Here is a 12,389-nt window from a genome sequence, read left to right as displayed (position 1 = left end):
CTGACACAGCACACCCACCTTTATGGCACCCACTTTTTGTGTGGTTGTTGTCCCGGTGAGTGTGTCGGTGGTTGATAGCGGCAGGGAAACGCCCGGTCCCGTTCCGAACCCGGAAGCTAAGCCTGCCCGCGCTGATGGTACTGCACCCGGGAGGGTGTGGGAGAGTAAGTTGCCGCCGACCTAAAACTTAAAAATAAATATTGCTGTCAGGCCCCCTAGTGTTGCTAGGTTTCCCACCACTGTGTTGGTAGGAACCCACACACTAGGGGGCCTACACGCATGTTCAGAGTAGATCAGATCACGGACTGGCATTCCTGCCGGGGCGGGCTGGCCCTTGTTGATAGGGCCAGCTGCCGGCACGGGCTAGTTGCTTGAGAGGTGTCCCTGCCGAGGAGCCCAAAACTCCCGCAACAAGCCGCTCAAAGGATCGATGAAGGAAAGACTCCGAGCTCGAAGGTGCATCGGAACACTCATATCCTCCTCTTCTACGGAATAGATACGTGGATAAACCGGATCCCCTAGGATCGGTACTCCCGCAGCCCACATATGCAAACGCAGTTGGTGGGTTCGTCCGGTTTCTGGATGAAGTAAATAGCGAGCCTGTGGGGGTAGTGGACCGTGCAGCTGCTCCAGCGCTAGCTGCTCAGCTTGGCTGAGCGGGGCGACGTCGACAAGCTGAGTAAAAGCATTCGGCTCTCCTTCGACAATATGGCCCTGAATGTCACCGGGCTGTTTGGTCATCTGGGAGGCCCAGTCCACCGGTGTGGAGCTAGCCAAGTCGGGATCTAGAGTTGCTATCGCCTCATAGGCCTTAGCGACCTTTCGTTGGGCAAATAGGCTCTGATACGCCCCGCGAACCTCTTTCCGGAGGGTAAACATGAGAACGCCTGAAGTTAGCCGATCTAAGCGGTGGGCGGGCACCAGATCGGGCAGGTCGAGATCTCGACGCAGCCGGACTGTCACAGTTTCAGTAATGTGCCGCCCCCTCGGCATGGTTGCCAGGTAAGGAGGCTTGTCCACTACGAGTAGATCGTTGTCGCGATGGAGAATCTCGATGTCATAGGGCACTGGAGTCTCTGGCGCCGGAGTGCGATAGAAGAAGACATCCTGGCCAGCAGAGACCAAAGATTCTGGGGCTAGAATAGTGCCGTTGCGCAGGCGTACTTGTCCAGCCTGAAAGCGCTCTAGAAGGGCGGATTCGTTGTCATCGGGATGCCGGTGACGTTGGCTGGAGATCAGTTCATTGAGAAAATTCGCAGCTGAAATCGGATCCGAATTATCCGGTAGGCGCGCGCGGGTAGCCGTAAGTCCGTTTCGAACCGGAAGCGGGACGTGCGGGCCCCGTGGATGTACTAATCTGTCAGACATGAACCTTGACACCATTTTCGCTTCTATGATGGACTTTTCCTCTGACGGTATCGGGCAGGTGCTGCTCCAAGTCGTTCAGGTCATCTATACCCTCCTCTATCCGTCTAACGCGGACCCGGCGACACCAGTAGATGTCCCATTCTGATGTCATTGTGATAATCAGGCAGCGGAAATTCTGAACTGGTTGTAACAAGCCACCCCTCCTGTTATATAGGTCTACAATTGAAGGTGACAGCACAATCGATCCTTAAATTGGAAGGGCGATCAGCATGACCCATCAAGACATCGTCGTCGTTGCCGTCGACGGTTCCCCTGCCTCCCTCAACGCAGTCCGCTGGGCGGCCAACACTGCCAACAAGCGTGGTGTCCCGCTGCGCTTGGCAGCCTCGTACACCATGCCTCAGTTCCTTTACGCCGAAGGCATGGTTCCTCCGCAGGAACTCTTCGATGATCTTCAGTCCGAGACCATGGAGAAGATCAACGGGGCTCGCGCGGTCGCACATGAGGTCGCCCCCGATATCAAGATCGGGCACACCATCGCCGAGGGCTCCCCCATCGACATGCTCCTAGACATGGCGACCGATTCCACCATGATTGTCATGGGATCGCGTGGCCTGGGCGGTCTTTCCGGAATGGTCATGGGTTCGGTCTCCGCTGCCGTTGTTTCCCATGCCACCTGTGCGGTTGTTGTCGTGCGAGAAGACAACGTTGTCGATGAAACGACCAAGTATGGTCCTGTCGTAGTCGGCGTGGACGGCTCGGATATTTCCGCGAAGGCAACCGAAGTTGCTTTCGCTGAGGCTCATGCTCGTGGGGCTGAGCTGGTTACCGTTCACACCTGGATGGACATGCAGGTCCAAGCTTCCCTGGCTGGCCTGTCTGCTGCTCAGCGGCAGTGGGAGGAGGTCGAGCGTGAACAGGTGGCTATGCTCACCGAACGCTTGGCTCCCATGGTGGAGAAGTTCCCCGATGTGGAGGTTCGTAAGGTCATCGCTCGCGATCGTCCGGTCCGCGCCTTGGTGGAGAACTCCGAAGGTGCTCAGCTTCTGATCGTTGGTTCCCACGGTCGAGGCGGATTTAAGGGCATGCTGCTTGGTTCTACCTCTCGCGCACTGCTGCAGTCCGCGCCCTGCCCAATGATGGTTGTCCGTCCAGAGACTGTGTAATAGCTTTGCGGTAATCTCCCCAAGGATCGGCTCTCCCTAGCTCACTGGCTGGGGCTGGGTCGATCTTTGTGATTCCTGCTGTGCGGACAGCTGTGAAGGCGACTAATCAAAAGTGGCAATTGTGGTCTCAGGCCTTTCAAGATGGCAAGGCCAGCAGTATTCATTAGAATAGGTGCATGTAACCTTTGCTGGGTTGCCTCAAGGCGACAGGCTTTAGCAAACATGACTGAAGATATCTGATGGATAAGGAGAAGTGGCATGCTAGGAATGGGTTTTCTTGGATGGATTATTATCGGTGGTCTGGCCGGTTGGATCGCCTCGAAGATAAAGGGAACTGATGCTCAACAGGGCATTGTTCTCAATGTTGTCGTCGGCATTGTCGGTGGCCTAATCGGTGGTTTTGTGTTGAGCTTCTTCGTCGATGTAGCCGGCGGCGGACTAATCTTTAGCTTCTTGACCTGCCTTTTCGGTGCAGTCATTCTGCTGAGTATCGTCAAGGCGGTCCGTCGCTAAGGTAAACAACTATCTGGGTGATGCCCGCAGTCCTGCTAAGTGAGAGGGCTGCGGGCATCAGTCATTGTGTGCCGGTCTGGTACCCCGGCTACTTGCTATACGTACCGGTTTGTCTATATTGGGTGGAAGGAAATAGTCAGCCCCCTCCCCTGGCTCCTGAGAAAGGATGGGTTCTCCGTGGCCGCAGGCAGCGCCAAGAAGAAAACTACCGGCACCCGCCGCAGAAACCGGCCTAGCCCACGCCAGCGGCTGCTGGATTCGGCTACCAATCTATTCACCACGGAAGGCATCCGGGTGATCGGTATTGACCGGATCCTGAGAGAAGCGGATGTGGCTAAAGCTTCGCTCTACTCCCTGTTTGGGTCTAAGGATGCTCTAGTCATCGCCTACTTGGAGAGCCTAGATGAGCGTTACCGCCAGACTTGGATTGACAGAACCCAGGACCTTCCTGATGTGGAAGATAAGATCTTGGCTTTTTTCGATATCGCGATAGCGGAAGAACCTGGCAAGGACTTCCGAGGTTCCTATTTTCAAAACGCCGCCAATGAGTATCCGAAACCGGAGACTGAGTCGGAGTTTGGGATTGCAGCCGCTTGTATGGCGCATCGACAGTGGATACACCGGACAATGACAGAGTTGCTGACCAAGAAAAACGGATATCCCTCGGCCACTCAAGCAAACCAGCTCTTGATCTTCCTTGATGGCGGATTAGCTGGGGCACGCTTTGTCCGTAGCGTTAGTCCTTTGGAGACTGCCCGGGATCTGGCTCGTCAGATGTTGCTTGCTCCTCCGGCGGATTACTCAATCTAGTCTCTTCGGTATCAGCGTCGGCAGGAGTGGAATCGCCAGCTTTCTTGGCTTCTCGTTCGGCTCGACGGCGTGCTATCTTCTCCTGATTTAGTGCTCTTCTTGAAGCTTGCTTAGCCTTGAAGAGCTCCTTTTTCTTTGCCTTCTCTGCAGCGCTGAGAACCTGTTTTTCGGTTTTTTCTGCGATGAGTTCTCGGCGGATCTCCGGAATGCGCCAAGGCTTAATCACTCCGAGAGCCTTCCTGCGGCGAACACTGGCGCGATAAGTGCGCTTTTCTTTGTTGGTTTCACGCGCGGTATCTCGTTGCTTCTTATGATGCGCCTGGTAGGCCTCGTCCAAGGGCATCCGATGGTTGAGCATCAATTGGAAGGTCAAAGACTGCGCCAATGTCCAGAGGTTGTTGGCGAACCAATAAAGGATGATTGCTACTGGCAGGGGGGATAGCAGACCCAAACTCAGCAAAATGACCGGTACGAATATGGTCAGCCCGATTTGGAATCGTCGGATGGCTTGGACTGCAGGCGAACCCCAATCGAGCGTTTTACTGCTGAAATAGAGCGACATGCTCAGGTTAAGCACGGTAAAGGCTACTGCCAGCAACAACGTCGGGAGTACTAAGCCGAGGACTTCTTCGGCGGTAGTTCCAAGGGAAGAGAGCTGATCGGTAGACATAGCCACGTAGGCAGGTAGCGGAACACCATTGAACTCAGCGTTGAGGAAGGAATTGATTTCCGGAGCGGTAAGAAAGCCCACTCGGAAGTCTGCTGCCACCTGGAGGGACTCTGTTGGGCGCGACATTGACAGAACCACTCGGTAGAGCCCGAGGAACACTGGGATCTGGATGAGCATTGGCAGACATCCCGCGGCCGGCCGGTAGTTATAGCGCTTTTGTAGTTCCTTACGGCGTTGTTGGTGTTGCGCCACCGATTCTTTATCAGTGCGGTGTTGGAACTCTTCGTTGAGGGCCGTGAGCTCTGGCCTCATCCGCACTGTTGTACGGCTAGACCGCAGCTGGATCCAAGTAAAGGGGGCAATGAGGATACGGACTGTGACAACGAGCCCAAATAGTGAGAGTGCCCAGGTGAGGGAATAGTCCGCACCTAAGACATCTTGGAGGAGCAGATGCCACAGTTTAAGTACACCCGAGACAAAATAGATGAACGGATCCAGCACAGCGGGGTCAACCATCCTTACACAAGGCGCGGGGGAGGGGGTGGAGACTGGACAACCTTGGGATTGTGGGCGATGATCCAGTGTTGTCGATCATATATCCGCGACCGAGGATGTCCCGCATGAGTCAGCACGCAGCTCCCACCCGTCAGGGCCCTGGTAAGTCACAGATTTTCGGTGAGCTCCTCTTGACCTTTGGGGTGATCATCTTATTGTTCACTTTCTACGAGGCATATTGGACCAATCTCAGCTCTGGGCGTCTGCAAGATGCAGCTCAAGATCAGCTGGATGAAGATTGGGGCGTTGATGAAGACCAATGGGTCAATCCCCGACAGCAAATCACGCCTGAACTTGGTGAGGCTTTTGCCCGAATTTATATCCCCTCCTTCGGATCAGATTTCCAATTCGCCATTGTTGAGGGGACCGAGGATGCTGATCTGCTAGCTGGGCCTGGCCGCTACGTTGATTCCCAGATGCCTGGTGAACCTGGAAACTTTGCGGTAGCCGGACACCGAGTGGGCAAAGGAGCGCCATTCAATGATCTAGACAACCTCGAAGTCTGTGATGCCGTGGTTATTGAGACACAAACCGATTGGGTTACCTACCGAATCCTGCCTATCGACGCCACCGGTGACGTTCGTCGTGCGGAGGCTTCCGAGTGTTTGTCCCCGGAGCAAGTGGAGCGTGTATCCACTGGGGACTATTCGGCGGTCAATGGTCGTCATATCACCCTGCCTGGAGCAATCGAAGTGATTAATCCGATACCAGGTTCCACTGAAGTGAATTCTACTGAGGGGCTGGAAGGTTTGATTACTCTCACTACCTGTCATCCTCGATTCTCGAATGCTCAACGGATGATTATCCATGCCATGGAGGTCGAATCGACCCCGAAGACTGATGGGCAGCGCCCAGCCGTCCTAGAGGAGAACTAGATGTATCAAGCATTGTGGCAAGCGCTACCCGGACCGGTGCCCGTGAAATTGATTCTGCTCATCGCGTTACTAGTGGCAGTGTTTTTATTGTTGATGGAGGTTGTCTTCCCCTGGGTTGCCACCCTTATGCCTTATAACGACGTCTCGGTGTAGCCAGTCGCTTGAGCCTGGCGAGAATTACCAGCCGAGGTTGTTAATCACTTCTCTGGCTACTAGCTCGGCTTTAAGCGATTGATCTTGGTTACTAAAGACCACCACCGCTCGATTGTCCTTTTGGACCGCATAGAGCGCACCATCCTGGCCGGTGGGTAGACCCTCTGGCACCATACCTGCGCCAGCTCGACCGCCGGACCAGCCTTCGATCTCCTCTGCCGGCTCGGTGTAGTCGATGGGGGCGGCCCAGTCGACCACCTCGATGGCTGACTGCCTATCGGGCATCTCGCGGATGATGACAGTCAACTGAGGGTCTTCCGGATAGGACCAAAACACGCATGCAGGAGTGTCGAAGCGCAGATCAATTCCAGTACCAGTGGTGATCTGGCCGTTGGTTTCTGCCACCCACGTGTTATCGAGGTAGGGGCACTGATCCGTGGAAGATCGGCCACCAGGAATTTCCGGGAGAGCGTTTACGGGCAACCCTGAATCAGCGACTGGCTCAGTGGCCGGATCGGCGAGCGGATCAGATGCCGCTTCCGCGGAAATCTCCTCCGTGGCACTGATGCCATCTTCCATCGCGGTGCTGCAACCAGTCAGAAGCAGCACCGCGCCGATCACAGGCGCAGCTATGGCGCTAGGTAGGCTCGAACGCATGGAGACCAGCCTAGATCCCCGCGCGGGCGATAAAAAGCTGGCGCGCGCATCCACCGCCAATGACGACGTACTTACTGACGGCGTTCACATTCTCACCGCGGTATTGCTGGTAACAGCATTATTATCCTCGGTCCGGCTTCCTTTTGGGCCCGCGGCATTGAATCTGCTTTTGTGTTCTGGGTTTGCCGTGCTCTATTTTTTCGGTTCGGCACAGCTATCGCAATGGCGGGAGAGCATTCGTCTCTTATGGTTGATCGGCTTAACCGTCATTTGGATCCTGGCAATGCTGGTCGCGCCGGTTGGCATTTATTTAGTATTTTCGCTGTTCTTTCTCTACCTGCGAGTGATGGACGGTATCAGCGGTATCGTTTCCGTCGTATTTGCCACCGCGGTAGCGGTAGTGACCCAGATCCCCACTGGGCTGACAGTAGGCGGGGTGATGGGTCCAGCGGTTTCGGCTGCTGTGGTTCTAGCCATTCACTATGCATTCCAGACGCTTTCTCGAATCAATCAAGAGCGTGAACTACTCATTGAACAGTTGCTTGCTACTCGCACTCAACTTGCAGAAACTGAACACGCCGCCGGTGTTGCGCATGAACGCCAGCGGCTTGCCCATGAGATTCATGACACGGTTGCTCAGGGGTTATCGAGCATTCAAATGCTTCTGCATTCAGTGGAACGAGACTTGAGTGGACTCGGGGTGTCAGATGAGAAGTTAGCCAACCCCCATAGGCTTCTCTATCTTGCGCGGACTACGGCCGCCGATAACTTGAGTGAGACCAGAGCCATGATCGCCACGCTGCAGCCATCGTCACTCTCGGAGTCCTCATTGAATTCGGCTCTTGAACGGATGGCTACTGGTTTTGCTGCTGCTGGAGGTATGGAAATCACGGTGGATGTTGAAGGAGAGGTTCGTCAGCTTCCCATGCGCACTGAGGCTGCACTTTTGAGGATCTCCCAGGGGGCCGTCGGCAATGTGGCCAAACATGCCGGTGCTACCCGTTGTCGCGTCACTGTGACGTATGAGCCGGAGGAGGTGCGCCTAGACGTCGTCGATGACGGTCGGGGGTTCGACCCGGCAGAATTGAGTACTCGTCCCACTAGCCTTGGTCACATCGGACTTGATGCGATGCGTCAAAGGTGCGCAGAACAAGGCGGAGTATTAGAAGTCGAATCGACACCGGGCGCTGGGACCGCAGTATCGGTGGCGATACCGATTGCCACTGTGCAGCCTGATGCGCTGTCTGAGCAGACAGCGGCGGCCACTACACTGAAAGACCACACAATCACTGGAAGAGATTAGGTAGCCGTCATGATCCGAGTGTTGTTGGCCGATGATCATGAGATCGTCCGTTTAGGCTTACGCGCGGTGCTGGAAGCATCCGAGGATATCGAGGTGGTGGGAGAAGTCGCCACCGCAGAAGCAGCAGTCGCCGCAGCACAGGCTGGCGGAATTGATGTTTTGCTGATGGATCTGCGCTTTGGCGCTGGTGTTGAAGGCACTCGGGTGATGAATGGCGCCGAGGCCACCGCGGAAATCAGAAGGGCGATGGCACATCCGCCAAAGGTCCTCATGGTGACTAATTACGACACGGATGCTGATATTCTCGGCGCGATCGAAGCAGGCGCTGTTGGTTATATGTTGAAAGATGCACCGCCAGTTGAACTACTGGCTGCGGTTCATTCAGCTGCCGAGGGGGACTCAGCGCTGTCGCCGGTGGTGGCCGATCGCCTTTCCTCCAGGGATCGAGCTCCGCGAACATCTTTGACCCCAAGGGAACTTGAAGTGCTCAAGTTGGTTGCGGAAGGTTCATCCAACCGCGGGATCGGCCACGCACTTATGCTCTCAGAAGCAACTGTGAAGTCACATCTGGTGCATATCTACGACAAACTAGGAGTACGTTCGCGGACTTCAGCAGTAGCTGCCGCCCGCGAACAGGGCATGCTTTAGGCCGAAACTGCTTGGTTATAAGCCTCAACGATGTGGCTGGGAATGGTGCCTCGCTCAGCGACCTTGAGGTTGTTTTCCTGAGCCCATTCGCGGATCTTGCGCGAGTTAGAGCTCTTTGCCTTTGATGCTCCACGGCTAGTGGTTTTGCGGGGGGCCGGGAGTGCGGAAGCATTCTCGACATAGGGGGTTAAGATCTCGCGAAAACGAGCGGCGTTTTCCTCGGAAAGATCAATAATGTAATGAGAGCCATCGACGCTGAAGCGAATCGTGTTCACTTGCTCGTTAGTGAGCGGGGAGTTATCCAAGTCATCAAAGTACTGAGTGATTTCGCGGCGAGCCACGTGTTTCTCCTTTGTATAGGGGTTTTTAAGCTATTGGCGTTAAGGGTAATGCGAGCCAATTTCTCTATTTCGTTTTCAAGCTTAGCTAACGAACATAATGTTGACCTGTGAAATCCCTTAATGGGAGAAGTTAAGTGACAGAAGTGTCAATAACTACAAAAGGAACTCCTACAGATTAGGAGTTCCTTTTGTTTTAGCAGTAGTGCCTATTAGGGGCGACGCAGATGATCCTGAATCTCTTGAGCTACTCGATCGATATCCTCAGAGATGGTGCTATGCGCACGCTTGCGCTGTTCCGGAGTCATGAACTCAGCATTGTCTACTGCGATATCTAATTGATCCAGCCGGTTTTTGGCATCAAGAATGAAGCCAGAAGGCTGATGATTCTCGCCAAGAGTATGGCGAATGCCTTCAATGCGGGCTTTGAGACCCGCTCCGTGACCCGAGAATCTAGCAAGTTGATCCGCACTGACTCCAAGGCGCCGAGCGCGGACTTCGATGAGCTGTTCGCGTCCCATAGTAATAGCGCGATATCCCAGTGGAAGTAGTAACGGAAGGCTTAGGCGTACAACACCGAACCCGCGACTGACTGAGCTGACGTTAACTCGCCCTTTGCGCAATTGCTCGAGAGCGTTCTCTGCCAGCTTCTGCTCATGCTTGCGCTTGGCTTTAAGGCCCTTCTTTTCCGCTTTAAGGAGGTCTTTCTCTGCTCCCGCCAGTAGTTTCTCGCGTTTATACTCCAATTTGGCCGCCTCTTTGGTCTCTTGGCGTGCTCGGACTTTCGCAGCCTGGACCTCTGCTTTAGTCTTGGCGCGACTCTTGCGGATCGTTTCAAGGATGCCCATGTGTTCGGACCTAACTTCCCGGGAGTGTGACGGTAGCGATGTGCGCATTCAACACTACCTGGGATGGTGGGCTATGCTCACGCCATTGTGAGTGCCTCTGACTATCTGCGCGTTATTGGGCCCGCCGATCTCGTTGGCTGCCGGTATCGGCTGGTTCAGCGTCGCCGTTATCCCAGCGCACCGCGTTCAGATTCTTCTCTTATGCGGCTTGAGCGGATCAAGCTCGCTCGTGAAGTTGTACTCGATTGTCTGCCACAGCGGCCTGCATTGGGGGATGGGCGATCCCAACGTTTTATTCGGATTGACATAGCTCGGGTCTCGCTCGAGGAAGACTCCTTTGCCGCTGAACTGGCCACTCTCGAGGCATTGGCTGCGGAGGCCACCTTGATTACGGGGGCAGTGTTTACTGGCGAGTCCGAAAATACCCCCTGGCGTATTGATGTTGATATCCTTGTCCGTCAGCCAGAAGGGACCTACCTGCCGGTAATAATCAGCAATCACCGCGTGGCTCGTGCTGCGCCGGGTCAATCGACGCCGGTATTGGCGACCGGGCGACTGGGGTTGGGGAAGATTGTCAATGGTGCTTTTCGGTTACGCCATCATGCCGGAGACGGACATCGCTTGGCATTTGCCGCTCGTGCATTGCAAGATCTTGACCTTGATTCCGGGCGGGGAGGTCTCATCGGCCAAGATCGCAGCCGAGCGTTCATCGTAGACACCGATCATTTTCAGGAGCCGTTGACGGTAGCGCTGACCTCAGCGCTGCCAGCCGGCCCACGCCGGGTAAAAGGATGCGCATCCTGTCGATTCTGGCCGGAATGTGAATCGGAGTTAAAGGCCCTCGACGAGATCAGCCTATTTTTGCCTGGCGATCGGGCACGCAGCTTGCGGGAAGCTGGGATTGAAACGGTCTCTGAGCTGGTTGAAGGCAATCGGGGAGAGCTCAGTGCCTTGGCTCGCGCATGGCGAGACGGAGTGCCGCTGTTGCGTCGAGTTGATCAGATCGAGGTTCCCGCTGCTGAAGTTGAGATCGACATTGATATGGAAGCCTACCTCGATCAAGGGGCTTACCTATGGGGCGCCTATGACGGTGAACGATACCGGCCATTCGTCACCTGGGAGTCGATGGATAGTGACGCTGAGGCGGAGAACTTCGCCAGCTTTTGGGCTTGGCTAATGGAACGTCGTGAGCAAGCGCATGCCGAAGGCAAGAGCTTTGCGGTCTATTGCTGGTCAGCCAATGGTGAAAATCATTGGATGAAAATGAGCGCTCGGCGTTTTGGCGGACAGCGCTTTGGCGATCTTCAGGTTCCTCGCCAAGAAGAGATCTCCGAGTTCATTTCTTCCTCGGAATGGATCGATCTCTTCCGGCTAGTGCGTACTCAGTTCGCTGGTCCTGCTGGCCTAGGCTTGAAAATCGTTGCCCCGGTTGCTGGCTATACCTGGGCCGACGGGGATTTTGATGGTGAGGCGTCTGTCAATGCTCGGCGGTTGGCGCGGGGCGTCGATAAGCAGGCTATGGAAATGCGAGCCTTATTGCTGCGCTATAACGAGGATGATTGCCGGGCCACCGCGGCGGTGCGAGATTGGTTGCGCCACGGCGCGCCGGGCACTCCGCGGCTCTAGCTCGAAGACAGGGAAGATCCGCTAGCAGCCGGGGTTTCGGGATCGTTGCTGTCGGCGGCCGTGATCTGCTGGGATGTGGGGTAGCCATGCATCGTTCCCACTGTCCCGTGGGCTGCTGCGCTGGTGCCGGTCATGCAATACTTGCCCATCATTCCGCCGCCAGCGGACATGCCATCTTCATGGGTGGGTACACAGTCAGCATAAGCGAGCGTGTCTATTTGATCCTGGGTGAGCGCGGCGGTCGGATCTTCGGGGATAAATATCAGTGCGTAGGCGTTTCCGGGGTTTTCAGTCCCAGTGGAGTGGCCATAGTGAATGCCCTGGGCCGTCACGCCCGCTTGCGGGGACCACGTGTCTTCGCCAGTGCTATCGAAGGTATCTACGGTGTCATTGAGGAACGTGGCAGCGAAGGTGCCTCCGAGTTCAGTGTCGTACCAGGTCTCGAGCTGGTGATCGAGATCTAGCCACACCATCGAATCATCTGGATAGGCGTCTGCCTCGCCGGTCATGGATTCGCTCAGCTTGCCCTGGAGATTGCTGACCGTGCGAGTGTCGGGGTCGTAATCGAAGCTGCCCACAAAAATTGAGTCTCGAGGGGCGGTATCAGGTTCGGTCCACACCGTAGTGATGTCATAGGTCATGGTGGTGGCCGCCATGGCCGGGGCGATGCTTATGCCGATGGCGGCACAACCTGCGGCTGCCGCACTGAGAACCCTCAGGGAATGTTTCACGTGAAACCTCGTTCAAATCGGGAGGCGCCTTCCGGTGTGGGCGCCTCTCTGCGTTGAGTAGTCGGCGCTTCCACCGAGAGAGTTCCCAATAGCTGCCACCTATGAGATTGTCCCTGGCTGGGAACTAT

The 12,389-nt window shown here is 55.5% G+C and carries 15 protein-coding genes and 1 rRNA gene; 10 read left to right on the top strand and 6 right to left on the bottom strand.

Annotated elements, in window-relative coordinates; genetic code table 11:
- The first annotated feature begins 63 nt into the window (after positions 1-63).
- Positions 64-181 (top strand): 5S ribosomal RNA (gene rrf / locus C5L39_RS01370).
- Positions 182-363: 182 nt separating this feature from the next.
- On the opposite strand, the gene C5L39_RS01365 is transcribed toward rrf, so the two are convergent.
- Entirely contained in the window at positions 364-1,368 is a 1,005-nt protein-coding gene (locus C5L39_RS01365) for a pseudouridine synthase (protein ID WP_123047091.1), read from the bottom strand.
- Here C5L39_RS01365 and C5L39_RS10680 point away from each other — a divergent pair.
- From C5L39_RS10680 to C5L39_RS01350, 4 genes are all read left to right on the top strand, one after another.
- The gene (locus C5L39_RS10680) at positions 1,367-1,513 is read left to right on the top strand and encodes a hypothetical protein (protein WP_165857947.1); all 147 of its coding nucleotides are present in this window, start codon (positions 1,367-1,369) and stop codon (positions 1,511-1,513) included. The genes C5L39_RS01365 and C5L39_RS10680 overlap by 2 nt on opposite strands.
- 124 nt (positions 1,514-1,637) lie before the next feature.
- Positions 1,638-2,534 carry a universal stress protein gene (locus tag C5L39_RS01360; RefSeq protein ID WP_123047090.1) on the top strand — a complete coding sequence of 299 codons (897 nt, stop codon included), beginning with the start codon at positions 1,638-1,640 and terminating at the stop codon, positions 2,532-2,534.
- A 258-nt stretch (positions 2,535-2,792) separates the two neighbouring features.
- Positions 2,793-3,047, top strand: a complete 255-nt coding sequence (locus tag C5L39_RS01355) for a GlsB/YeaQ/YmgE family stress response membrane protein (RefSeq protein ID WP_123047089.1) — start codon at positions 2,793-2,795, stop codon at positions 3,045-3,047.
- Positions 3,048-3,224: 177 nt separating this feature from the next.
- Positions 3,225-3,857 carry a TetR/AcrR family transcriptional regulator gene (locus C5L39_RS01350; RefSeq protein ID WP_123047088.1) on the top strand — a complete coding sequence of 211 codons (633 nt, stop codon included), beginning with the start codon at positions 3,225-3,227 and terminating at the stop codon, positions 3,855-3,857.
- Here C5L39_RS01350 and yidC read toward each other — a convergent pair.
- Positions 3,784-5,028 carry a membrane protein insertase YidC gene (gene yidC, locus C5L39_RS01345; RefSeq protein WP_165857946.1) on the bottom strand — a complete coding sequence of 415 codons (1,245 nt, stop codon included), beginning with the start codon at positions 5,026-5,028 and terminating at the stop codon, positions 3,784-3,786. The two genes, C5L39_RS01350 and yidC, sit on opposite strands and share 74 nt — an antisense overlap.
- A gap of 119 nt (positions 5,029-5,147) precedes the next feature.
- On the opposite strand from yidC, the gene C5L39_RS01340 reads away from it, so the two are divergent.
- Complete coding sequence (locus tag C5L39_RS01340) at positions 5,148-5,957, top strand: class E sortase (protein ID WP_123047086.1); 810 nt, start codon at positions 5,148-5,150, stop codon at positions 5,955-5,957.
- Complete coding sequence (locus C5L39_RS10675; protein ID WP_165857945.1) at positions 5,958-6,110, top strand: hypothetical protein; 153 nt, start codon at positions 5,958-5,960, stop codon at positions 6,108-6,110.
- Between the two features lie 24 nt (positions 6,111-6,134).
- On the opposite strand, the gene C5L39_RS01335 is transcribed toward C5L39_RS10675, so the two are convergent.
- Complete coding sequence (locus C5L39_RS01335; protein ID WP_123047085.1) at positions 6,135-6,767, bottom strand: DUF2020 domain-containing protein; 633 nt, start codon at positions 6,765-6,767, stop codon at positions 6,135-6,137.
- Here C5L39_RS01335 and C5L39_RS01330 point away from each other — a divergent pair.
- Complete coding sequence (locus C5L39_RS01330; RefSeq protein ID WP_123047084.1) at positions 6,766-8,070, top strand: sensor histidine kinase; 1,305 nt, start codon at positions 6,766-6,768, stop codon at positions 8,068-8,070. The genes C5L39_RS01335 and C5L39_RS01330 overlap by 2 nt on opposite strands.
- Before the next feature lie 9 nt (positions 8,071-8,079).
- Positions 8,080-8,718 (top strand): response regulator, encoded by a 639-nt coding sequence (locus C5L39_RS01325; RefSeq protein ID WP_123047083.1) that lies wholly within the window; start codon positions 8,080-8,082, stop codon positions 8,716-8,718.
- On the opposite strand, the gene C5L39_RS01320 is transcribed toward C5L39_RS01325, so the two are convergent.
- Together C5L39_RS01320 and C5L39_RS01315 are read right to left on the bottom strand one after the other, a co-directional pair.
- On the bottom strand, positions 8,715-9,059 hold the full coding sequence (locus tag C5L39_RS01320) for a histone-like nucleoid-structuring protein Lsr2 (protein ID WP_123047082.1): 345 nt from the start codon (positions 9,057-9,059) through the stop codon (positions 8,715-8,717). The genes C5L39_RS01325 and C5L39_RS01320 overlap by 4 nt on opposite strands.
- Before the next feature lie 209 nt (positions 9,060-9,268).
- Positions 9,269-9,904 carry a DUF6474 family protein gene (locus C5L39_RS01315; RefSeq protein ID WP_123047081.1) on the bottom strand — a complete coding sequence of 212 codons (636 nt, stop codon included), beginning with the start codon at positions 9,902-9,904 and terminating at the stop codon, positions 9,269-9,271.
- A 63-nt stretch (positions 9,905-9,967) separates the two neighbouring features.
- Here C5L39_RS01315 and C5L39_RS01310 point away from each other — a divergent pair, with 63 nt between their 5' ends.
- Positions 9,968-11,530 carry a TM0106 family RecB-like putative nuclease gene (locus C5L39_RS01310; RefSeq protein WP_123047080.1) on the top strand — a complete coding sequence of 521 codons (1,563 nt, stop codon included), beginning with the start codon at positions 9,968-9,970 and terminating at the stop codon, positions 11,528-11,530.
- Here the strand turns inward: C5L39_RS01310 and C5L39_RS01305 are convergent.
- The gene (locus C5L39_RS01305; protein WP_126268716.1) at positions 11,527-12,261 is read right to left on the bottom strand and encodes a PEP-CTERM sorting domain-containing protein; all 735 of its coding nucleotides are present in this window, start codon (positions 12,259-12,261) and stop codon (positions 11,527-11,529) included. The genes C5L39_RS01310 and C5L39_RS01305 overlap by 4 nt on opposite strands.
- Positions 12,262-12,389 lie beyond the last annotated feature (128 nt).

It is taken from the genome of Corynebacterium alimapuense (genome assembly GCF_003716585.1).
Taxonomy (GTDB): Bacteria; Actinomycetota; Actinomycetes; order Mycobacteriales; family Mycobacteriaceae; genus Corynebacterium; species Corynebacterium alimapuense.
This window is presented reverse-complemented; position numbering and strand designations above follow the sequence as displayed.